Annotated in this window: 22 protein-coding genes; 6 read left to right on the forward strand and 16 right to left on the reverse strand. The window is 63.5% G+C overall.

Annotated elements, in window-relative coordinates:
• Nucleotides 1-174: 174 nt before the first annotated feature.
• From ACE3TY_RS12150 to ACE3TY_RS12165, 4 genes are all read right to left on the reverse strand, one after another.
• The gene (locus ACE3TY_RS12150; protein WP_374653305.1) at nucleotides 175-957 is read right to left on the reverse strand and encodes an Hpt domain-containing protein; all 783 of its coding nucleotides are present in this window, start codon (nucleotides 955-957) and stop codon (nucleotides 175-177) included.
• A gap of 173 nt (nucleotides 958-1,130) precedes the next feature.
• A complete protein-coding gene (locus ACE3TY_RS12155) occupies nucleotides 1,131-1,583 on the reverse strand; it encodes an NfeD family protein (RefSeq protein ID WP_374653306.1) in 453 nt (150 codons plus the stop codon).
• Between the two features lie 16 nt (nucleotides 1,584-1,599).
• Complete coding sequence (locus tag ACE3TY_RS12160; protein WP_374653307.1) at nucleotides 1,600-2,553, reverse strand: SPFH domain-containing protein; 954 nt, start codon at nucleotides 2,551-2,553, stop codon at nucleotides 1,600-1,602.
• A 108-nt stretch (nucleotides 2,554-2,661) separates the two neighbouring features.
• A complete protein-coding gene (locus ACE3TY_RS12165; RefSeq protein WP_374653308.1) occupies nucleotides 2,662-3,750 on the reverse strand; it encodes a DNA recombination protein RmuC in 1,089 nt (362 codons plus the stop codon).
• A 261-nt stretch (nucleotides 3,751-4,011) separates the two neighbouring features.
• Here ACE3TY_RS12165 and def point away from each other — a divergent pair, with 261 nt between their 5' ends.
• From def to truA, 3 genes are read left to right on the forward strand one after another with little or no spacing between them, the layout of a single operon-like run.
• Nucleotides 4,012-4,539, forward strand: coding sequence for a peptide deformylase (def, locus tag ACE3TY_RS12170; protein ID WP_374653309.1), 528 nt, complete (start codon nucleotides 4,012-4,014; stop codon nucleotides 4,537-4,539).
• A 12-nt stretch (nucleotides 4,540-4,551) separates the two neighbouring features.
• Nucleotides 4,552-5,463 (forward strand): methionyl-tRNA formyltransferase, encoded by a 912-nt coding sequence (gene fmt, locus ACE3TY_RS12175; protein WP_374653310.1) that lies wholly within the window; start codon nucleotides 4,552-4,554, stop codon nucleotides 5,461-5,463.
• Nucleotides 5,460-6,197 (forward strand): tRNA pseudouridine(38-40) synthase TruA, encoded by a 738-nt coding sequence (gene truA / locus ACE3TY_RS12180; RefSeq protein ID WP_374653311.1) that lies wholly within the window; start codon nucleotides 5,460-5,462, stop codon nucleotides 6,195-6,197. The genes fmt and truA overlap by 4 nt, the downstream gene beginning before the upstream one ends.
• Here the strand turns inward: truA and ACE3TY_RS12185 are convergent.
• Together ACE3TY_RS12185 and betI are read right to left on the reverse strand one after the other, a co-directional pair.
• On the reverse strand, nucleotides 6,194-6,484 hold the full coding sequence (locus tag ACE3TY_RS12185) for a HigA family addiction module antitoxin (RefSeq protein WP_374653312.1): 291 nt from the start codon (nucleotides 6,482-6,484) through the stop codon (nucleotides 6,194-6,196). The genes truA and ACE3TY_RS12185 overlap by 4 nt on opposite strands.
• A 196-nt stretch (nucleotides 6,485-6,680) precedes the next feature.
• Nucleotides 6,681-7,352 carry a transcriptional regulator BetI gene (gene betI / locus ACE3TY_RS12190; protein ID WP_374653313.1) on the reverse strand — a complete coding sequence of 224 codons (672 nt, stop codon included), beginning with the start codon at nucleotides 7,350-7,352 and terminating at the stop codon, nucleotides 6,681-6,683.
• A gap of 166 nt (nucleotides 7,353-7,518) precedes the next feature.
• Between betI and ACE3TY_RS12195 the strand changes: the two genes are divergently transcribed.
• A complete protein-coding gene (locus ACE3TY_RS12195; protein ID WP_374653314.1) occupies nucleotides 7,519-8,646 on the forward strand; it encodes a trimethyllysine dioxygenase in 1,128 nt (375 codons plus the stop codon).
• Here ACE3TY_RS12195 and ACE3TY_RS12200 read toward each other — a convergent pair.
• Nucleotides 8,643-9,182: an SH3 domain-containing protein gene (locus tag ACE3TY_RS12200; protein WP_374653315.1), complete on the reverse strand. Its 540-nt coding sequence runs from the start codon at nucleotides 9,180-9,182 to the stop codon at nucleotides 8,643-8,645. The genes ACE3TY_RS12195 and ACE3TY_RS12200 overlap by 4 nt on opposite strands.
• Before the next feature lie 288 nt (nucleotides 9,183-9,470).
• Here ACE3TY_RS12200 and ACE3TY_RS12205 point away from each other — a divergent pair, with 288 nt between their 5' ends.
• The gene (locus ACE3TY_RS12205) at nucleotides 9,471-10,454 is read left to right on the forward strand and encodes a 2-hydroxyacid dehydrogenase (RefSeq protein WP_374653316.1); all 984 of its coding nucleotides are present in this window, start codon (nucleotides 9,471-9,473) and stop codon (nucleotides 10,452-10,454) included.
• 268 nt (nucleotides 10,455-10,722) lie between these two features.
• Nucleotides 10,723-12,210: a CARDB domain-containing protein gene (locus ACE3TY_RS12210; RefSeq protein ID WP_374653317.1), complete on the forward strand. Its 1,488-nt coding sequence runs from the start codon at nucleotides 10,723-10,725 to the stop codon at nucleotides 12,208-12,210.
• A gap of 62 nt (nucleotides 12,211-12,272) precedes the next feature.
• Here ACE3TY_RS12210 and ACE3TY_RS12215 read toward each other — a convergent pair whose 3' ends face one another.
• The 9 genes from ACE3TY_RS12215 to ubiE form a co-directional block, all read right to left on the reverse strand.
• Nucleotides 12,273-13,034, reverse strand: a complete 762-nt coding sequence (locus ACE3TY_RS12215; protein ID WP_374653318.1) for a ThiF family adenylyltransferase — start codon at nucleotides 13,032-13,034, stop codon at nucleotides 12,273-12,275.
• Nucleotides 13,035-13,169: 135 nt separating this feature from the next.
• Nucleotides 13,170-14,126: a cysteine synthase A gene (gene cysK, locus ACE3TY_RS12220; protein ID WP_374653319.1), complete on the reverse strand. Its 957-nt coding sequence runs from the start codon at nucleotides 14,124-14,126 to the stop codon at nucleotides 13,170-13,172.
• Between the two features lie 55 nt (nucleotides 14,127-14,181).
• On the reverse strand, nucleotides 14,182-14,637 hold the full coding sequence (locus ACE3TY_RS12225; RefSeq protein ID WP_374653320.1) for an Rrf2 family transcriptional regulator: 456 nt from the start codon (nucleotides 14,635-14,637) through the stop codon (nucleotides 14,182-14,184).
• A gap of 35 nt (nucleotides 14,638-14,672) precedes the next feature.
• The gene (gene dut / locus ACE3TY_RS12230) at nucleotides 14,673-15,152 is read right to left on the reverse strand and encodes a dUTP diphosphatase (protein ID WP_374653321.1); all 480 of its coding nucleotides are present in this window, start codon (nucleotides 15,150-15,152) and stop codon (nucleotides 14,673-14,675) included.
• Nucleotides 15,149-16,387 carry a bifunctional phosphopantothenoylcysteine decarboxylase/phosphopantothenate--cysteine ligase CoaBC gene (gene coaBC, locus ACE3TY_RS12235; RefSeq protein ID WP_374653322.1) on the reverse strand — a complete coding sequence of 413 codons (1,239 nt, stop codon included), beginning with the start codon at nucleotides 16,385-16,387 and terminating at the stop codon, nucleotides 15,149-15,151. Before coaBC ends, dut begins: the two co-directional genes overlap by 4 nt.
• Before the next feature lie 103 nt (nucleotides 16,388-16,490).
• A complete protein-coding gene (locus ACE3TY_RS12240) occupies nucleotides 16,491-18,761 on the reverse strand; it encodes a cadherin domain-containing protein (RefSeq protein ID WP_374653323.1) in 2,271 nt (756 codons plus the stop codon).
• Nucleotides 18,762-18,933: 172 nt separating this feature from the next.
• Entirely contained in the window at nucleotides 18,934-19,425 is a 492-nt protein-coding gene (locus ACE3TY_RS12245) for a YqaA family protein (RefSeq protein ID WP_374653462.1), read from the reverse strand.
• Nucleotides 19,380-20,933 (reverse strand): 2-polyprenylphenol 6-hydroxylase, encoded by a 1,554-nt coding sequence (gene ubiB, locus ACE3TY_RS12250; protein ID WP_374653324.1) that lies wholly within the window; start codon nucleotides 20,931-20,933, stop codon nucleotides 19,380-19,382. The genes ACE3TY_RS12245 and ubiB overlap by 46 nt, the downstream gene beginning before the upstream one ends.
• Entirely contained in the window at nucleotides 20,934-21,713 is a 780-nt protein-coding gene (ubiE, locus tag ACE3TY_RS12255; RefSeq protein ID WP_374653325.1) for a bifunctional demethylmenaquinone methyltransferase/2-methoxy-6-polyprenyl-1,4-benzoquinol methylase UbiE, read from the reverse strand.
• Nucleotides 21,714-21,739 lie beyond the last annotated feature (26 nt).

Consider the following 21,739-nt stretch of genomic DNA (forward strand, 5'->3'; position numbering starts at 1 on the left):
GAACATTAGAGCCGATCTTTAGCCATTAAGGCAAAGGAATGGTTAATGATGGAGATGGCGTGAATGTTCGCGAAATTAAGGCAGAATTATTGCCCTAAAAGACCTTCGTGCGATCATTAGCTTTGCGAGAGCGGGGCTTTTGCGAGAGCGGGACTGGGGTGTCGGCGACGAGTCTCACCCCAACCCAAGCTGCGTCACGACCTTCGCGAAATCGTCGGCGAAGTTGCTGCCTGAACGGAGGACCGGGCTGCCTTGGGGCAGGCGGCTGAAATCGGCGGAATCGAGTTCCTGGCTGGTGAGGACCGCGCAGGGGATCTTTTCGGTGACTGCGACGGCTTTCAAAGCCCGGATGAGGTCGACGCCAGTTAGCCCCTTCATCACCTGCGACGTGATGACCATGTCGGGGCGGAGGCGCAAAGCGGTGGTGAGGCCTTCGATCGGATCGTGCACGGAATTGACACGGTAGCCGCAGGCCATGATCTGCTTGGAGAGGATCTTGGCGACAGCGCGCGCCGGCGTGACCAGCAGGATTTCGACGTTGCGGATCTCGACATCGCCCGGTGAAAAGGTGCGGCTCACCAGCGACGGCAGGCCACGCACCAGATGCGCGATCTCGTCATCGTCGGGCTGGGATTTGCGTTCCAGCAGATGGCCCAGGGCGTCGCAGAAATCCTGTACGTCGCGCTGCGTCTTATCGGTCCAGTCGCCCGAATCGTTGAGATAGCCTTCGAGGCGCTGGGCGACCAATGCCACCGCCGGGAAACCGAAGGATCCGCCGGTGATGCGCAGATTATGCGCATGCTCCAGCAGAGCCGGTGCGTTATCGTCGTCGGCGCCCTTGGCCGCAATCTCATCGAGGAGCCGGTTCATCTCGGCAAGGCGCGTCGTCGCCTCGTCATGGAATTCCAGCTCGGCCTTCTGCGTGAGTTCGTCGATATTGGCACCGGATACTTTCACGGAATCGCTCTTTCCCTGTATTTTATGTATCCGCCCGCGCGACCGGATATCCGCGGGCAGGCGCAGCGGCGCGGCTTCGCGGCCGCACCGAGCGCGGCACAGGATGAGCGCGAGAAAGTTTAAAAATTGTGAATCGCCTTACACGCCTAGGGGCATGTTCCCAGCATCGGGCGTCAGGCCTTTTCGACCGCGACCACGGCGCCATGCATGGCGACGACCTTCACCTTGGTGCCCGCCGCCAGATCTTCGCCCTCGCAGCGCCACACCGTGTCGTCGATGCGGATCTGCCCGCGGCCGTTGACGATGGGCTCGGAAAGCGTGGCGCTGCGCCCGAGCAATTGTTCGCCGCGGCGGTTGAGGGTCTTGTCGTCGCTGGCAATGACCAGTCGGTGGCGGAAACGATACCAGCCCAGCACCGAAACGGCCGACAGCAGGGCGAAGATCAGCACCTGGTTTTCCCAGGTGAGCGCCGGCGCCATCAATGCAACCACCGCCGTGATCAAGGCGGCACCGCCCAGCCAGATAAAGAAGAAGCCGGGCGTCAGGATTTCGATCCCCGCAAGAGCCGCGGCGAGGATCAGCCAATGCCAGAACTCCAGCTGAAAATTGAATTCGATCTCGTTCATGGCTGCCCCTCCCGCCTTACGGGCGCGGCAGGCTGGAGCGGCGCGTATCGTCGCGATCGCCCAGCGCTGATTTGGCCAGTTCCGCGATGCCGCCCAGGGCGCCGATCACGTTGCTGGCTTCGAGCGGCATCAGGATGACCTTCTGGTTGGGGGCGCCGGCAAGCTTCTCCAGGGCCTCGGTATAGCGCAGGCCAAGGAAATAGTTGACCGCCTGCACGCTGCCCTTGGCGATGGATTCCGAGACCACGGCGGTGGCCTTGGCTTCCGCTTCCGCGAGGCGCTCGCGGGCTTCGGCCGAGCGGAAGGCGGCTTCCTTTTCACCCTCGGCCTTGAGGATCGCCGATTGCTTTTCGCCCTCGGCCTTGAGGATTGCCGACTGGCGCAGGCCTTCGGCTTCCAGGATGGCGGCACGCTTGTCGCGTTCCGCCTTCATCTGCCGGCCCATGCTTTCGACCAGGTCCTTGGGTGGTGCGATGTCCTTGATTTCGATGCGCGTCACCTTGATGCCCCAGGGCTGGGTCGCATCGTCGACGACGTGAAGGAGCTGCGCGTTGATCTTGTCGCGCAGGGACAGGAGCTCGTCGAGATCCATGCCGCCCATCACCGTGCGGATGTTGGTCATGGTGAGATTGAGGATCGCGTTTTCGAGGTCGTTGACTTCGTAAGCGGCCTTGGCGGCATCCAGCACCTGGTAGAAGACGACGCCGTCGACGCTGACCATGGCATTGTCCTTGGTGATCACTTCCTGGGTCGGCACGTCGAGAACCGATTCCATCATGTTGATCTTGGCGCCGATGCGGTCGAAGAAGGGGATGATGAAATTGAGCCCGGGCCGCAAGGTCTGCGTATAGCGGCCGAAGCGCTCGACGGTCCATTCGCGGCCCTGCGGCACCGATTTGATGCCCATGAAAACCAGCAGGATGGCAACGGCCAGAAGGACGATGACGAAGATCGCGAACGTACTGAGCATAAGGCTTCCCCCAAAGCGATGACGTGACTGATTGTTACACAACCAGAAAGCTTTGGGAATGTAGGGGCGAATTGTGGCGATTCAAGGATGGCCTTGGCCCGCCTGCGGTCAGTCTTTCGCTCCAGGCGCCGGGGCCGGCGCGGGCAGGGCGACCGTTTCCGGTGCTTCCAGGCCGACGCTTTCGATGTCGTCGGCCTTTTTCAGCGCCTTGTCGGTCGAGATGCGGATCTGGCGCACATCCTCCACCGCCTGGTCGAAGTGCTGCTGCAGCTTGCCCACGCGCGTGTCCAGGCGGTCGAGATCCTTGGCCAGTTCGCTCACCTTGGCCTGGATGACATGGGCCTGCTCGCGCATGCGCACATCCTTCAAGACCGCGCGCATGGTGGTCAGCGTTGCCATCAGCGTGGTGGGCGAGACGATCCAGACGCGCACCCGCCCGGCCTCCTCGACCAGATTGGGGAAATTGGCGTGGATCTCGGCATAGACCGCTTCGGAAGGAACGAACATCAGCGCCGAATCCGCCGTCTCGCCGGGCACGATGTATTTTTCGGCGATCGCCTTCACATGGAGACGGATGGCCGTCGAAAACTCGCGCCGCGCCTGGACGAGTGCCGCATCGTCCGCCGCATCGCGGATGGCGCGGTAGGATTCCAGCGGGAACTTGGAATCGATGCCGATGGCGCCCGGCGGATTGGGGAGTTTCAGCAGGCAATCGACGCGCTTGCCGTCGCCAAGCTGTGCTTGGAACTCGTAATTCACCGGCGCCATCACCGTGCGGACGATGTCGGCCAGCTGCACCTCGCCGAAGGCGCCGCGCGCCTGCTTGTTGGAGAGGATATCCTGCAGGCTGACCATGCGGGTGGAAAGCTCGGCGATGTTCTTCTGCGCCGCGTCGATGACCGCAAGGCGTTCCTTCAATTCGCCCAAGGATTGCCCGGCCTCGGTCGCCGATAGCGCTAGGCGCTCATGCACCCTGTCGGAAAGCTGGTTGAGGCGCTGATCGAGCCGCTGGTCGATGGCCGCCTGGGCCGCCGCCTGGGCGCTCACCAGGGATTGCAGCTGCCCCGCCAGCTGGTCCAGGCGCGGGTCGGGCGCGGGGGCGGCGGCCGGCCGGTGCGCGCGCCAGACGAAGACCAGCACTGCCACCAGCAGCAGGGCAATGAGGGCAAGGAGTGCCAGCATCGGGCTCGAATTCATGGTGAAACCTTAAGTCCTGGCCCCCAATGGGGCGAATCGGGGCAGTCCGGCACCCCACCTCGCTTGACGATAGCCCGCGGAATCCATAGGTAAAGCGCGAAACCGAGAACCGGCGCAGGCCCCCTCACTCCAACCCCTCGCCCCGGAGGGGCGAGGGGCTTCCTCTTGGAGCTCGGTGGATCCCCTCGCCTCGCTTGCGGGGAGAGGGTTAGGGTGAGGGGCCGCCCTCGCTTGAGCTTCTGAACGATCAGTGGAATCACCATGGCCAAACTACCGATCATCGTCGCACCCGACCCGCGCCTGGCCAAGAAATCCGAGGCCGTCGCGGCAGTCGACGATGGGATCCGCCAATTGATGGACGACATGCTGGAGACGATGTATGCGGCCCCCGGCATCGGCCTTGCCGCTCCGCAGGTCGGCGCGCTGAAGCGTGTCATCGTGCTCGATATCGCGGGCGAGAATGAAGCGCCGGCACCCTTGCGCATGGCCAATCCAGAGATTGTCTGGGTCTCCGACGACGATGCCGAGTATAATGAGGGCTGCCTGTCCGTGCCGGACCACTACGCCGATGTGGTGCGGCCGGCCTCCTGTATCGTCAAATATCTCGACGAGAACAACGAGGTGCGCGAGATCACCGCGACGGGCCTGCTGGCCACCTGCGTGCAGCACGAGATCGACCATCTCGACGGTGTGCTGTTCATCGATCATCTCACCTCATTGAAGCGCAACATCATCCTGCGCAAATTGCTCAAAGCCAAGAAAGCGGGCGCCGGCGGCGTTCCGGCCTGACGAGCGCGTCCGATGCGGGTCATCTTCATGGGCACGCCGGATTTCGCGGCAGCGTCGCTGGCGGCGCTGATCGCGGCTGGGCATGAGGTTGCCGCCGTCTACAGCCAGCCGCCGCGACCGGCCGGGCGCGGGCAGGACCTCAGGAAATCACCGGTGCAGATACTGGCCGAACAGCATGGCCTTCCAGTGCGCACGCCGGTCTCGTTGAAATCGGCGGAGGCACAGGCCGCATTCGCCGCGATCGGTGCCGACATCGCCGTGGTTGCCGCCTATGGGTTGCTGCTCCCCAAGCCGGTGCTGGATGCGCCGCGCCTGGGCTGCCTCAACATCCATGCCTCCCTGCTGCCGCGCTGGCGGGGCGCCGCCCCCATCCAGCGCGCCATCCTCGCCGGCGACGAGAAGACGGGCATCACCATCATGCAGATGGATGAGGGGCTCGATACCGGCGCCATGCTGCGGCGGGAAGAACTTGCTATCGGCAAGGCGATGAATGCCGGCGCGCTGCACGATGCCTTGGCGGCAATGGGTGCCCACCTCATCGTCGAGATTCTCGCCGCACCCTTGCCGGCGGCTGTGCCGCAGCCGGCGGAGGGCATCACCTATGCCGCCAAGATCTCGCCTGCCGAGGCCGCGATCGACTGGTCGCGCGATGCCGCCGTCATTGAACGGCAGATCCGCGCCTTCGCCCCCGTGCCCGGCGCCTGGTGCCTGATGGCGGACGGCGCGCGCCTCAAGGTGCTGGCGGCCGAGATTGTGGCAAAGTCCGGTTCGCCGGGCGTCGCCCTCGACGACGCACTCACCGTCGCCTGCGGGCGGAACGCCTTGAGGCTCACCTTGCTGCAGAAGGCCGGCAAGAAAGCGATGGGGGCGGATGATTTCCTGCGCGGCCAGAAAGTGCCGGCGGGAACCGGCTTTGCCGCATGACGCGCTTCAGGCTCACCCTGGAATATGATGGCGGTCCCTTCGTCGGCTGGCAGCGCCAGGACAACGGTCCCTCCATCCAGCAGGCGCTGGAAGAAGCGGTCCTTGCCACGGTGCAGGAGGCATGCCTCGTCTACGGCGCGGGGCGCACCGATGCCGGCGTCCATGCGCTGGGCCAGGTGGCGCATGTCGATATCGGCAAGCCCATCGAACCCAATCGGCTGATGGCGGCGATCAACTTTCATGTGAAGCCGCAGCCCATCGCCGTGACATCGTGCGAGATCGCGGCCGACGATTTCCACGCGCGCTTTTCGGCGACGGGCCGGGCCTATCTCTACCGCATCGTCAACCGCCGCGCGCCGCTCACATTGGACCGCGGCCAGGCCTGGCTCCTGAGCGTGCCGCTCGATGCTGCGGCGATGCACAGGGCGGCGCAGCGCCTCGTCGGCCGCCACGATTTCACCAGCTTCCGGGCGACACTCTGCCAGGCGCAATCGCCGGTGAAGACGCTGGACCGGCTCGACGTCATGCGCCAGGGTGAAGAAATCCAGGTAATCGCCGAGGCACGTTCATTCCTGCATCATCAGGTGCGCAACATGGTGGGAACCCTGCGCCTGGTCGGCGAAGGCAAATGGTCGGCCGACGATGTGACGGCGGCGCTCGAAGCACGCGACCGGTCGGCGAGCGGTCCCACATCGCCGCCGGACGGGCTCTATCTGACGCGGGTGAGCTACTAGGCGGCGCGTGGGCGAACTTCCTGGCGAATCCGCGACCCCTCTTCGGCAGTTGCCTTTTTGAGATCGTAACGCGCCTGCAGATTGAGCCAGAATTCCGCTGTCGTGCCGAAATAGCGCGACAGCCGCAAAGCCGTGTCCGCCGAAACCGCGTGCCTGCCTTTGGCAATGGCCAGGATGCGATCGGCCGGCACATGCAGCGCAAGGCCCAAAGCGTCGGCGCTGATATTCAGCGGTCGCATGAATTCCTCGAGCAGGACTTCGCCTGGGTGAATGACGATGGGCTTCATGTCTGCCTCATTAATGGCAATCGACAATGCCGACATCGACCGGCTGCTTGTTCTGCCAACGAAAGACGATACGCCACTGATCGTTGATTCTGACGCTATGCCAGCCCGCCAGAGGACCTCACGTTTCCCTATCGCGAAACGATCCGATCATACGCCCGGAATAATACGCGTTACGTATTATGGAAAGATTTGGTAATCAGCCAGCCTTGGCGATTGCCGGGGTGGTGGCGTCCTCGCGCTTGGCGCCTGCCATGAACCAGCCGGCCTTCAGATTGTCGACCCAGTCATGGGCGATCTGGCAGGCTTCGACGGCGGTGAAGGTACTGGGATCGAGGCAATGTTCCAGCCACAGGCCGTCAAGGAGGGCGGTCAGAGCAAGGGCCGCGAGCCGCGCGTCGAGATCGAGCTTCTGTTCCTCGGCCATGCCGGCGATATGGCGCTGCAGCTGCTTGCGGTAATCGGCATAGACCCTGCCGTGGATGTCGTGGATTTCCGAATCCGTGCGGGTGAGGCTCCAGAAGGTGAGCCATACGCCGAGCAGGTCCGGATCCAGCATGGGCGGCGAAAAGCTCGAATCGACAAAGGCACGCAGCTTGGCTTCGGGATGGTCGGGGGCCGCGGCGAGGGCGGCGCGGAGCGCCTTTTCCACTTCCTTGCCAGTCCAGCGGTAAGTCTCGGCGATAAGGTCGTGCATGCCGGCAAAATGATGCCGCACCAGGCCTGGCGAGACGCCCGCCTCGGCCGCAACCACGCGGACAGTCGTCCCATCGAGACCGTGGCGTGCCAGACTGCGCGCGGTCGCCTCGATCAGCTGGCGTCGGCGGGATTCCGGTAAGTCTCTGGTAAATTTAGGTTCTTTTTCAGCCACGCGCGATGCCTCCGCTTCTTTCGCGAACCAATAGTAATATGATCTGGCTCCAAGACGGAACCAATTTTGGCCCCAAACGCAGATTTCTCTTGTGTGTTATACATACGTACAATAAGACTCCGGGCAAGCACATTTTGTCCAGCCAACTTCTGCCAGCGAGGCCACCATGACCCACCTCACCCACGCCGCTGCGACCAGCGAGGGCATCGACACCGCCTTCGCCAATGGCAGCACCCATCTCTTCACGCTGGCCTGGCTGCGCGACCATTGCTCCTGTGCCGCTTGCCGGCATCCCGAGACCCAGCAGCGCCTGCTCGATACTTTCGCCCTGCCGCGGGATATCAAGGTCGCGGTACTGGAGCTGGGGGCCGGCGGCAAGAAGCTGCAACTGGCCTGGGCCGACGGCCATCAGAGCATCTTCGGCGCCGAGGATCTGGCTGAAGCCTTGAAGCCGGTCGGCATTCTCGCCTCCGACGTCACGACCTGGGACGATGCGGAAATTTCGGCCGACTTCCCGCAAGTCCCCTATGACGCGCTGATGGCGGAGGATGCGGCGCTGGAATCCTATCTCGAGAAAATCGGGCGTTTCGGCTTCTGCTTCGTCGAGGGGACGCCGGCAACGCCCGAAGCCACCCAGGCCGTGGCCAGGCGCATCGCCTACATCCGCGAGACGATCTTCGGCGGCTATTGGGATTTTACCGCGAATATGGAGCATAAGGATACGGCCTACACGACCCTGGCCATCGGGCCGCATACCGACGGCACCTACAGTTTCGATGCGCCCGGCTACCAGATGTTCCATTGCCTGGCCTTCGACGGCGTGGGCGGCGAGAATGTCTTCGTCGACGGTTTCCGTATTGCCGAGATCATGCGCCGCGAAACGCCGGAGCTTTACCGCATCCTCACCCAAGTCGAAGTGCCGGGGCAATATATCGACCATGAGCGCGGCATCCATCTGATGGCCCGCCGCCCGGCCTTGCGCGAAGATTCGACCGGGCGCCTCGTCCAGGTCAGCTTCAACAATCTCGACCGCGCGCCCTTCGCGCTGGAACCTGCATTCATGGCCAAGTTCCAGCAGGCCTATGCGGCCTTCGCCAGGCTCGCGGGCGAACGTTCGCTGCAGTACCGCCGCCGCCTGGCGCCGGGCTCGGTCGTGCTGTTCGACAATTGGCGCCTGTTGCATGCGCGCGACGCCTATAGCGGCTATCGGCGCCTCGCCGGGGCCTATCTCAACAAGGAAGATGTCGAAAGCCGCCTGCGCGTGCTGCGGCTGAGGAAGGCCAGGGCAGCCTAATCCTCGATGGCTTCCGTGGCATAGACGCCCCAGAATTCGGTCTTCATCATCCAGCCCTTATGGCCCTGGACTTCCAGCCGGCACCAATCGCCACCACATTCCAGCACCTTGAGCACGACGCCGGGATCGACCAGGGCGACGGGTCTGGAGCCGGCTTCCGGCGATTCGCGCAAAGGCCGCTGGCTGTCGCGCACCAGCACGTGGCGCTTGCCCACGAGCAGGGTCGACTTCACCCAGCCGACAACGCCGTCATGGTCGCGGATGCGGCGCCAGATATCGAATTCCTCGATGATCTCGACCGGGAGCCCTGCCCGCTGATAGGTCCACAGGATCGGATAGGTCTCGCCGGGACCGGTGCGCATATTGACCTCGCCCGATTGCAGGCTGGCAAAGCGCGGCAAGGGCAGCTTGTCCTGGGCCAGCGCGGTGCCGAAGAACATGATTCCGGGATGGAGATCCAGCGGCGGCGGGCCGGGTATGGGACCTGTCCGGATCAAGGCCGGATTGGCGAAGGCGAGCAGCGCCAATGTCAGCAAAGCCAGCCGTGCCAGCCGCCTGCTGCGGGAAGAGTGGGTGGTGATTGTCCGATTCGGGCCCATATCCACGCGATAAAGGGGTGCAACGCCCCGGTCAAGCCATTGAAACCATAAGAGAGGGCGGCGGCGGCGTCTTTGCGTCAATTGCGGCCGCATTTAAGCCAGGAAACGGCCCGTTCCAGGCCGCGGCCGGGCTGCGTCGGCGCAACCCCTCGACAACAGCGGCAACCGCTTGCTACGACTTCACCAGAACGGGCGATCCGATCCGTGCCGGGAGAAGTGAGAGCAATGAGCAACAAGCCTTTGGTGGTGATAACGCGCAAGCTGCCCGACGCCATCGAGACGCGGATGATGGAACTGTTCAACGTGAAATTGAACCTCGACGACCATCCGCTCTCACAGGCCGAGCTGATCGAGGCGGTGAAGATCGCCGACGTCCTGGTTCCCACCGTCACCGACCGCATCGATTCCGGCGTCCTCTCGCAGGCCGGCGACAAGTTGCGCCTCATCGCCTCCTTCGGCACCGGCGTCGACCATATCGACCTTGCCACCGCCCGCCAGCGGGGTATCACCGTCACCAATACGCCGGGCGTCCTCACCGAAGACACGGCCGACATGACCATGGCCCTCATCCTGGCCGTCTCGCGCCGCGTGTCGGAAGGCGAACGCCTCATCCGGTCCGGCAAGTGGCAAGGCTGGGGTCCTATGAGCATGCTGGGCCACCGCATCTACGGCAAGCGCCTCGGCATTATCGGCATGGGCCGCATCGGCCAGGCGGTCGCGCGCCGCGCCAAGGGGTTCGGCCTTTCGGTCCATTACCACAACCGCCGCCGCGTGAGTGCCGCGGTCGAGCAGGCCCTGGAGGCGACCTACTGGGAAAGCCTCGACCAGATGCTCTCGCGCATGGACATCATTTCGGTCAATTGCCCGCACACGCCGGCCACCTATCACCTGCTGTCGGCACGGCGCCTCAAGCTGCTGCAGAAGCACGTCTATATCGTCAACACGGCGCGGGGCGAGATCGTCGACGAGAATGCACTCACCCGCATGCTCGACAAGAACGAGATCGCCGGCGCTGGCCTCGACGTGTTCGAACATGAGCCGGCCCTGAACCCGAAACTCATGAAACTCGACAATGTCGTGCTTCTCCCGCATATGGGCTCGGCCACCATCGAAGGTCGCGTCGATATGGGCGAAAAGGTCATCATCAACATCAAGACCTTCGCCGACGGCCACAAACCGCCGGACCGGGTGCTGGAAGCCCTGCTATAGGAAATGAGGCCCGCCGCGATCTTCGCCGCGGGCCGTTTCTTTCAGATGCCGGCGATGGTGAATCTTGATGTGACCAATCGGACAATGATCCTCACTCGGCGCGAGAGCAAGGAGCTGTGACCTGCGACACACTCCGGCGCTTCCGCCTGACGATCGCGTGACCGGGTCGAACGCCTGAGCGGCGCCTGACGACTGCCCTATGAACCCATCCGCTGGCCTTTACGGGAATCCTCCCAGCGCGGCGTGGCGGATCCATAGGAGGCAGGTCATGTTGAAGTATCGACTTCTCGCGCGTACCGCCACCGCGGCTCTCATGTTCTTCACGGCCGCCGCCGCCGCTTTGGCGGACATCTATACGCCGACATCGGAATCGCTGTCGGATCCGGAAATCGGTCCGGCCTTGAACGAGCAGGCGGCGGCACTGGGAACACAGAATGCAATCACAGTCATGCCGGACAAGAATGACTATGCCTTCGCCAAGCCAGCCAATCTGGCGTTACCGTTTCACCTCAGGGCCGAAGTTAGCAAGGACAAGTGGCGGATCAAGGATTCCTTCATCGTCATCGGCATCGCGCCGATCGATTCCGGGGGGCAGATCGGTTCCTGCTGCGGGGCGTTGAACGAATTCGAACCGGCCAACTTCGCAACCGAAGTCGATCATGGGCCTACGAAGAAGATAGATATGGATGGTTGGTGGACGGTGGCTGTGGGCGACAACAGCCTCGGCACCCGGGCGCGCAATGCGTGCCGAAACCTGCGCAAGGAACTTGCGCAGCAAGGGCTTAGTCACGACGAAATCTTCAGCCAGGATCGTCAGACGACCTTGCCGACCCCGTTCCGCTATGTGGCGCGCGTCGGGCACAAGAACGACAATCACGATATCATTGAGGCGGGCGCGGCCTCGCGCGAATGGAAGCAATCGCAGGAGACTTGGTACAATATCTCCGTCACCTGCCTGCATGAGGCGACCCGCGGCGTCGCCGGCGATCCGACCTCCGTCCCGACCGGCAGCGGCGACATCGCCATGGGCTTCCAGGTGAGCCAGGCGGCACTTGCCATCACACCCGACAAATATGAAGCGGTCTGCCCGGCCAAACTGCACCTCAACCCGACCATCGAAGCGACCGGCCAGGGTCTCGTGCACTATCGGTTTGTCAACGAACTCGGCCACCACTCGCAGGAGTTCCAGGTCAATTTCACCAAATCGGACGTGAAGTTCCTCGATCACGTCATCACCATCGATGATAAGGGCGAGCCAGCTGATCTTGGCTTCAAGGCACCCGCGGCGCAGGGCGGTGGCCTCGGCCTAGTGGCGTCCAACGATCCCAACCTCAAACAGGGTTATTTCCAGCTTGAGATTTTGTCGCCGCACAAGAAGGTCTCCAACATCGCCGACTATTCAGTTAAATGCGTGGCGGAAACCGTGGGTCAGGTGGCGGCGAAACCCGATCTGGCCGACCTCATCGTCGAAGACGTGCAGTCGGCGCCGAACTTGTTAAGCAAGGTTTTCGTCAAGGTCACCAATATCGGCACCGGCCCTTCGACGCCGACCAATCTGCGGGCGACCAGCCTCAAGGACGGACAGTCGATCGTGCGTGGCACGCTTGTGCCGGCTGTCGAACCCGGCACCTCGCAGGTTGTGCTGGCACAACTCGGCACGACCATCAGCTCGGCCCAGCAGATCGCCATCCAAGTCGACAGCCCGAACCGGATCAAGGAATCCGACGAGGGCAATAACGGGTTCCAGTACAAATAGACGCGCCATCGCGCCAGACGCCGCCCGGTCTTTCAGGATCGGGCGGCGGCTCTCTCTTGGCTTCAGGCGCCGCAGGTCCTGCAATCGGGATCGCGTTTGAACCTTACTTCGCGGAAGGTGGGGCCGAGGGCGTCGAACATCAGCAGCCGGCCGCTGAGGCCGTCGCCGATGCCGAGGATTTCCTTCAGTATTTCGGTTGCCTGCAGCGAGCCCATGACGCCAGCCACCGGTCCCAGGATTCCGGCCTGTTCGCAGCGGGGGATGAGGTCTTCGGGCGGCTGTTCGGGAAAGAGGCAGCGATAGCAGGGATGCGGGCTGCCCAGATAGGCCTTGAAGGTCGAAATCTGTGCCTCGAAGCGCAACAATGCCGCCGAAACGAGCGGTTTCTTCAGCCGGTAACACAGATCGTTCAAGAGATAGCGGGTAGCGAAGTTGTCGCTGCCGTCGGCAACGAGGTCGAAGCGCGCGATGATGCTTTCGGCATTCTCCGCATCGAGGCGCGCGGCGATGGGCTGGATGACGATGTCGGGATTGAGCGCCCGCAGGCGTTTCGTGGCGCTTTCGACCTTGGGCCGGTCGACCGCCGCATCGTCATGGATCACCTGGCGCTGCAGATTGGTGACGTCGACCGTGTCATTGTCGATGATTCCGATCGTGCCGATGCCGGCAGCGGCGAGATAGAGCAGCAGCGGGGCGCCCAATCCGCCGGCGCCGACCACCAGCACCTTGGACTGCAGCAGCTTCAACTGCCCCGCCTCGCCCACTTCGTCGAGGATGACGTTGCGGGCGTAACGCTCCAGCTCGCGGTCGGTGAGTTCGGTCATTGCGTCATTGATCCGGCATAAAACTGTCATCCTCCGCGAAGGCGGAGGATCCACGAGTTGCTTTCCTTAACTGCGGGCAAACTCGTGGATGGTCCGCCTGCGCGGACCATGACAATGAAACAATCAGAAATAACTCTACTCCAGCCCTTCGAACAAAGCCGTCGACAGGTAGCGCTCGGCCGAGGAGGGCAGGATGACCAGGATGCGCTTCCCGTCATGGCCCGGGCGCTGGCCGATCTCGATGCCGGCGGTGAGTGCGGCGCCCGAGGAAATGCCGACCGGCATGCCTTCGATCTTGGCCACCTTCCGCGCCATGGCGAAGGCGTTGGCATTGGAGATGCGCAACACCTCGTCGATGACACCGCGATTGAGGACTTCGGGAATGAAGCCCGCGCCGATGCCCTGGATCTTGTGGGGTCCCGGCTGGCCACCGGAAAGAACGGGACTGTCCTCCGGCTCGACGGCGACGATCTTCACGCCGGGGATTTCCTTCTTCAGGATTTCGCCCACGCCGGTGATGGTGCCGCCGGTGCCCACGCCCGAGACGAAGTAATCCAGCCTGCCGCCGCAATCGGCGATGATCTCCTGCGCCGTAGTCTGGCGGTGCACTTCCGGGTTGGCGGCGTTCTTGAACTGCTGCGGAATGACCGCCCCGGGCGTCGATGCGGCCAGTTCCTCGGCCCGTGCGATGGCGCCCGACATGCCGCGCGCGGCGGGCGTCAGCTCAAGCTCGGCACCCAGCAGGCGCAGCATCTTCCTGCGTTCCAGCGACATGCTTTCCGGCATGGTAAGGATCAGGCGATACCCCTTGGCGGCCGCGACGAAAGCCAGTGCGATACCGGTATTGCCGCTGGTCGGCTCGATGAGCGTGCCGCCCGGCTGCAACCTGCCGCCGGCTTCCAGCGCTTCGATCATGGCCAGGCCGATGCGGTCCTTCACCGAAGAAAGCGGGTTGAAGAATTCAAGCTTGGCCAGCAGCTCCGCCTTGATGCCTTCGGCGCGGGCGAGCTTGCCCAGGCGCACGATGGGCGTTGCGCCGATGGTGGCGAGGAAATTGTCATAGATCTTGCCGCGGAAGGTGGCTTTGCTCATGGGTTTCATCCTTGTCGGTAGTGCGGCCCTTGGCCGGGCTGGCTTGTTTTCAGATTCAGATACTGAAATCGAGGCGTTGCAGTGCGTCCGTCTGGATGCCGGCAGCCTGCGCCTTCTGGCACAGATCTTCCAGCGTGACGTCGTCGAGCTTGGCCAGCATTTCCTGCTGCAGCTCGCGCCAGACGGGGCGCACGATCTCCAGCGCCACGCGGGAGCCCGCCGCCGTCTGCACCGGGTCGGGCGAGCCTTCGAATTGTCGGACCGCCCGCACGATCTCGCCCAGATTGATGCGCCGGCGTTCGCGCGCCAGCAGATAGCCGCCTTTGGGGCCGCGGTGGCCGGCAAGGATGCCGCTCCTCACCAGATGCTGCAGTACCTGCTCCAGGTAGCGGCGCGGGATTCCCTGGCGGGCCGAAATGTCGCCCGACTGCACCGGCTGCGAGCCGCCGTAATAGGCGATGTCGAGCACGGCTTCGATGGCGAACAGGAGTCGTTTGGATGGATGTAACACGGAGCTTCCCCGCTCTGGTTTCTACGTCTGTTGTCTCAGGAACTCTTGGCGGCGATGATGCCCATATCGATCCCGGTCGAACCGAACCCGCCGCTGCCGCGCGCCGTTGCCGGCAATTCCGCGACTTCGTCCCAGGCCAGGCGCTCGACCCTGGCCAGGAGCAGTTGCGCGATGCGGTCGCCGCGCTGCAGCGTCACGGGCCTGTCCGACAGGTTGACCAGAATAACGCCAACCTCGCCGCGATAATCGGCATCGATCGTGCCGGGCGCATTGAGCACGGTAATACCCTGTTTCAGCGCCAGGCCCGAGCGCGGCCGCACCTGGGCCTCGTAACCCGCCGGAAGGGCGATGCTGAGCCCGGTTGGAATGAGCGCCCGGCCCAAGGGCTGCAGGGTCACCGGTTCGCCGACCGCCGCCAGCAGATCGAGGCCGGCCGCTTGCGTCGTGGCATAGGCCGGCAAAGGCAGGCCGGTGCCGTGGGGCAGGCGGGTAACGGCAACACGCACGTCGCTCATGATTTGGCACTCTTAAATGTTTCGGCTATGCGGGCGACCAGCCGTTCGGCCAGTTCCGTCTTGGAAAGGCGCGGCCATTCCTCGGTACCGTCGGCGGTGATCACATGCACTTTGTTGTCGGCGCCGCCGAAGGTTCCCGTCGGGGCTGAAACGTCATTGGCGAGAATCCAGTCGCACTGTTTCTTCCGCCGTTTCGCCGTCGCGTGTTCGATCACCTTCTCCGTCTCGGCGGCAAAGCCGACGACCAGGCGCGGCCGCTTCGGACCCGGGGCCGAGATCGTCGCCAGGATATCGGCATTGGTTGCAAGCTCGATGCGCGGCGGTTCGCCGCCCTCGCGCTTCTTCATTTTCTGCGTGGCTTCACTGGCCGGACGCCAGTCGCTCACCGCCGCGGCCGCGACGGCGATATCGGCCGGCAGGCTTTGCTGCACCTTGGCCAGCATCTCGGCAGCGCTTTCGATGCGATGGACCGTGCAGCCGGCCGGATCGGCCAGGGCAGTGGGACCGGTCACCAAGGTCGTTTCGGCACCCGCTGCGGCCAGGGCAGCGGCGATCGCATGGCCCTGTCTGCCCGACGAGCGGTTGCCGATGAAGCGTACCGGGTCGATCGCTTCGTAAGTGGGCCCCGACGTGACCAAAGCCTTCAGGCCCGAGAGCGGACCGGGCGAGAGCGGACCGGGCGAGAGCGGACCGGGCGAGAGCAGACGCAGGGCGGCATTCACGATGTCGATCGGTTCGGCGAGGCGCCCGTCGCCCACTTCGCCGCAGGCCAGGTCGCCGGCCCCCGGGCCGACGGTCGCGACACCGCGGGCGCGCAAGGCGGCGACATTCGCCTGCACGGCCGGATGGCGCCACATGACGAAGTTCATGGAAGGTGCGATCAGCACCGGCTTCTCGTTGGCGAGCAGGGCCGTGCTGGCCAGATCGTCGGCAAAGCCATTGGCCATCTTGGCGATAAGGTCGGCGGTGGCAGGGGCGACAAGAACCAGATCCGCCTCCCGCACCAGGCGGATATGGCCCATTTCGGCTTCGTCGGTCAGGGAGAAGAGTTCGCTATAGGCCTTGGAGCCGGCCAGCGCCGCCACCGACAGGGGTGTAACGAATTCGGCCCCGCTTCTGGTCAGGATGACGCGGAAACAGAGGCCGCGTTCGCGCCCGCGCCGGATGACATCGAGCGCCTTATAGGCGGCAATGCCACCCGCGATAATGAGGAGAACGTTTTTCCCGGCGCCCACGATCTGAATTCCCAGCCACCGCTCATTCCACAGTAAGACCTAGTATTTACTGTTTGCAGTGGAGAAATTCAAGATTGCCCGGCCGGTCCTGGGATTTGGGCCTTCAAAAGACGAAAACATCGTCTGCCGTCAGCTCGGCCGGCATATTGGCCAGGGTGGCGATCAATTGCGCATCGCCATGATCGCCGCCCGTGGCATCGTAGTAGAGATTACCATTGGCTTTGTTATAGACGATGCGGTCATCCGCCGCGCCAGCATCGTCCCAATATGCAAAGGCGCCGGAGGCCAGCTTGCCGGTGGCGAGCTGGTCGAACACGGCCTGGTCCAGGCGGATCGTATCGCCGGGCACCGTGAAGTCGGCGATCGTGTCGGCATTCTCCGCGCTCGGCGCCTGGTCGAAGACGAAGCTGTCATTGCCGGTCCCGCCGATGAGGACATCGCGGCCGGCGCCGCCATTGACGGAATCGTTGCCATCCTCGGCAGTCAGGTAGTCGTCGCCCGTGCCGCCGCTCAAACGGTCGGAATTGGCGCCGCCGTAAAGACGGTCGTTGCCGGCGCCGCCATCCAGCGTGTCGCATTGCTTGTCGCCATAGAGCTTGTCGTTGCCTGCCCCGCCGATGAGGATGTCGTTGCCGTCCCAGCCATGCAGCGTGTCGGCACCATTGCCGCCGGTCACGGTATTCGCAAGGCTGTTGCCAGCGCCGCTGAAATTGCCACTGCCGGTATAGGCGAGGTTTTCGACATTGCCGGTCAGCGCATAGCTCGACAGTGCCGATTTGACAGTATCCGTTCCGGCATTCGCCAACTCGGTCACGACATCGCCCTTATTGTTGACGATATAGGTGTCGTCGCCGGCGAAGCCGCGCAAGGCGTCGGCGCCGGCCGTGCCTGTCAGCGTGTCGTTTCCGGCCGTGCCGTTGCCGCCTTCGACCATGTCCTGCACCTGGATCGCGACGGTCTTGCTATAGCTCAACCCGCCCTGATCGGCGACGGTGACGGTCAGGTCGTGCTGTGTTGCCGTTTCGAAATCGAGCGCGGCGCCGGTGCGGACATGGACCTCATTGCCAATGATTTCGAAATAGTCGGCATGGGTGCCGGCCAGACTGTAGCTGAGCTGGTCGCCCATATTGGGATCGGTTGCGGTCAATGTCGCGACCAGTGTGCCGGCGGCGGCATTTTCCGCCACGATGCCGCCGCCCATCGCGATATCGGTCGGCGCGAGATTGGTGGGCGTCGCGATCTCCTCGATGATTGAGCCGTTGAGGAGCCAGATCAGGCTCTCACAGCCCGCCGGCAGCGGCGTATCGATCAGGGTCAGGGTGGCGCCGCCCTTCGACAGATCGAAGATCGTGTGCGGTATCAGGCCGTCGCTGAACTGGAAATTGTCGAGCGTGGCGCTGGCGCCGCTCCCAAGCCAGACATGCGCCGTGCCGCCATTGCCGCCGCTATAGGTGGGATTGAGGCTGAGGCTGTCCTCCAGCGTCACCGATGTGCTCCAGATGCGGAACGACCGGTTGTTTTCCTCGGCCACCGCGTTCACCAGCACCGTGTCGCTGGATTTGAGGTCGTAACCCGCATCGGTATTGCCGCGCGCGACCGTGTTCTCGAAACGGATATTGTGGACACCGCTTTCCGTGGTGAATCCGTCGCCATTCCAATAGCTGGTCGCCGACCCCGTGGCCTTGCTGTTCGAAACCTCGACATCGCGCAGCACGATGTCATGCGCCGTGCCTTCGATGAGGACGCCGGAAACATATGGGTCGCTGGTGGCGACATTGCCGTCCGCCGTCACATTCTCGACCAGTACATCGTGCGAATCGTATTTGAGGTGGATGGCGCCCTTCGAATAGCCGGTGATGTCGATGTCGCGCAGCGTCAGTCCGCTGACCGTGGCGCTCGCCGCCGTACCCGACACATTGTTTTCGACGAAGCGATAGACATTGTCGGCATCGACATGCTCGATCGTCAGGTTGGAGATATCCGCGCCGATGCGGAAGGCACCGTTGCCGACATTGCCGATGTCGAGATCCTGGAAGTGCAGATTGTTGGCGCCGCCCAGCAGGCGGAAAAGCTCCGACCCCTCGCTCTGGCCCACCGACCAATTCTCCGGTCGCGTGCCGCTGATATCGGCGTCCATGGGGTTGCCGGCGCTGTCGATACCGCGAATGGTCACCGGCGCATCGGCGCTGCCGCCCTTGGTGATCGAGATCTGCCCGGCCGGACGGTAGGTGCCCTGATCCGCAATCAGCAACACCTCGCCGCCGGGACCGGCCTGGCCGATGAAATTGGAAAGGCTTGAAAGCGTCCCCGCATTTTCGGGCGAGGATCCGTCCATGAGGCCGGAACCGGTGGGCGAAATATAACGAACAGCCATGGCGATATCCCTGCGGCGGGCAAGCTTGCGGCCCGGACTGGGCCGCATGGTGCACGGGCAAAAAATGCGCCGAGGGTCTTAACAAAATATAATCGGTGCGAAAATTCGGATTAAATATCAAAGCCTTATCGAAAAGCAGCGGCAAACTTGCGATGAATTTTAGTTAAGGCGTTCAGGCCGTGCTGGCAAGCGCTGCCCAGGCAAGGACGCCATAGCGGGCGGCTTTGCCGATAAGGACCAGGATGAGGAATGGCCAGAACCTGGCTTTGAGGACACCGGCGGCCAGCGTGATCGGATCGCCGATGATCGGCAGCCAGGACAGCAGCAGCAGCGGATAGCCGTATCTGGCGAAGAGCGCGCCGGCCTGTTCAAGGCGCCGGGTGCTCACCGGAAACCATTTCCGGTCCTGCCAATGCAGCAGGAAGCGTCCCAGCAACCAGTTGACAACGCCACCCAGCGTGTTGCCGGCGGTGGCGATGGCGAGCAGCAAGGGCCAGTCCTGGCGCGCGGCCAGGACCAGGCTCGTGAACACAATCTCGGAAAAGCCGGGCAGGATGGTCGCCGCGCCGAAGGCAGTGAAGAACAGGCTGAGATAGGTGGCAAGCCCGCCAGCCAAGGTCACCGGAACAGCAAGGCCGCGGTCAGCACGGCGATGATCAGCCACAGCCACCAGTTCGAGCCCTGGCGGTTGATGACGCGCAAGGCTTCGGGGTCGAGCTTCAATCCGCCGTCGGCGAGGTTGTTCACCAGCCGGTCGACGGTCTTCAGGACACCCGGCCCGCGTTCGATGACATCGAGGAAATCGGTGACACCCTGCTCGATGCGGGCGCGGGGGCCCCTGTTCTCGATCATCCATTCTTCGATGAGCGGACGGGCCAGCGTCCAGATGTTGAGCGTCGGATTGAGTTGCCGCGAGACGCCCTCGGCCATCAGCATGTTCTTCTGCAGCAGCAGCAATTGCGGCTGCACCTCCATGTCGAATGTCTCGGCGATGGCGAAAAGCTGGCCCAGCATGCGGGCAAAGCTGATCTCGTGCAGCGGCCGGCCCTGAATGGGCTCGCCGATCGAGCGCAAGGCGAGGGCGAACTCGTCGATCGATTGATGCTGCGGCAGGTAGCCCGCCTCGATATGCATCTTGGCCACGCGCATATAGTCGCGCTCCAGGAAGCCCAGCAGCATGTCGGCGAGATAAAAGCGCGTCTTCCGCTCAAGCCGGCCCATGATGCCGAAATCGACCACCTGGATGGCGCCATCATAGCCCACGGTCATGTTGCCGGGATGCTGGTCGCCGTGGAAATAGCCGTCGCGGAAGGCCTGGTTGAAGAAGATATTGGCGGCCTTGGTCAGCACGTCGTCGACATCGAGCCCGGCTTCGCGCATGGCGGCCCCGTCATCCATCGGGATGCCGGTCATGCGTTCCTGGGTCATCACGCGCTTGGCGGTGCGGGCCCAGTCGATTACCGGCACGCGGTAACTGGTATCGCCCTCGAAATTGTCGCGGAGTTCCGAAGCCGAGGCGGCCTCGAGGCGCAGATCCATTTCGATGCGCACGGTGGCGGCGAACGTGCGGACCACCTCGACCGGCTTGAGGCGGCGCAATTTGGGCTGCGTGCGTTCGATGATCTCGGCGATCCACAGCAGCAGGTCGATATCGGCCTGGAACGCATCCTCGATGCCGGGGCGCAGCACCTTCACCGCGACCGGCCGTCCGTCCGGCGCTTCGAGTTCCGGCGTGGTGATGGCGAAATGGACCTGGCTGATCGAGGCTGCCGAAACCGGCTCATCGTCGAAGCTGGCAAAGAGGTCGGAGAGCGGTGCCCCCAATTCGGATTCGATGCGCGACTTGGCGGCAAACGAACTGAACGCCGGCAACTGGTCCTGGAGCTTGGCGAGATCCGCCGCCACTTGTTCGCCGAGCAGATCCGAGCGGGTGGAGAGTACCTGGCCGAGCTTGATGAAAGCAGGGCCGAGTTCGGAAAGGGCCGCGGCCAGCCGTTCGCCGGGCCGCATGCCGCCGACCTCGCGCCCGAACATGATGCGGGCGAAGAACAGCAGCAACGGCGCGAGGCCGGCATTGGACAAGGCCGCCTCGAAGGGGGTGAGCGCCCCATGCCGCGCAAAGACGCGGGCGATGTCGAACAGGCGGTAGATCGAACGCAGGGTACGGATCATCTAGACGCGCCAGCCGGAATGGAGGGCAGCGATCCCGCCCGTGAGATTGCGGTAGGAGACCTGCTGGAATCCCGCGCTGGCCATCATGCCGGCCAGATTGTCCTGGGTCGGGAACTTGCGGATCGATTCCACCAGATACTGGTAGGAATCGCGATCCTTGGCGACGATTTCACCCAGCCAAGGCAGCAGTATGAAGGAATAGACGTCATAGAGCTTGGCCAGCGCCGGCAGGGCGACATGGCTGAATTCCAGGCACAGGAACCGGCCGCCCGGCCGCAACACCCGGTAGGCTTCCTCCAGCGCCCTTTGCTGGCGGCCGACATTCCGAAGACCGAAGGCGATCGTGTAGCTGTCGAACTTCATGTCCTCGAAAGGCAGATCCTCGGCATTGCCGCTCACCCAATCGAGGCCGGCAAGGATTCCCTTGTCGATCGCGCGGTCGCGGCCCACTTCCAGCATCGCCGGGGTGAGGTCGCAGATGGTGACATGGGCGGATGGCTGACGCTCCAGGATACGGAAGGCGATGTCGCCAGTGCCGCCGGCCACGTCCAGGCTGTTCCAATGGGGCCTGGGGTTCAGCCAGTCGAGCATGGCCGCCTTCCACAGGCGGTGGATGCCCCCGGACATCAGATCGTTCATCAAATCGTATTTGCCGGCGACCGAGGAAAAGACTCCCTGCACCAGATGGGCCTTCTCGCCAGCAGCCACGCGGCGGAAGCCGAACCAGGTACTGTCATTGTCCCCAATCTTGCCGGGGTCGTGCGAGGTCTCGATTGGCATCTAAATCTTTCCCGTTTGGCCGGGAC

The organism is Dongia sp. (assembly GCF_041918875.1).
In the GTDB taxonomy this organism is placed as follows: Bacteria; Pseudomonadota; Alphaproteobacteria; order Dongiales; family Dongiaceae; genus Dongia.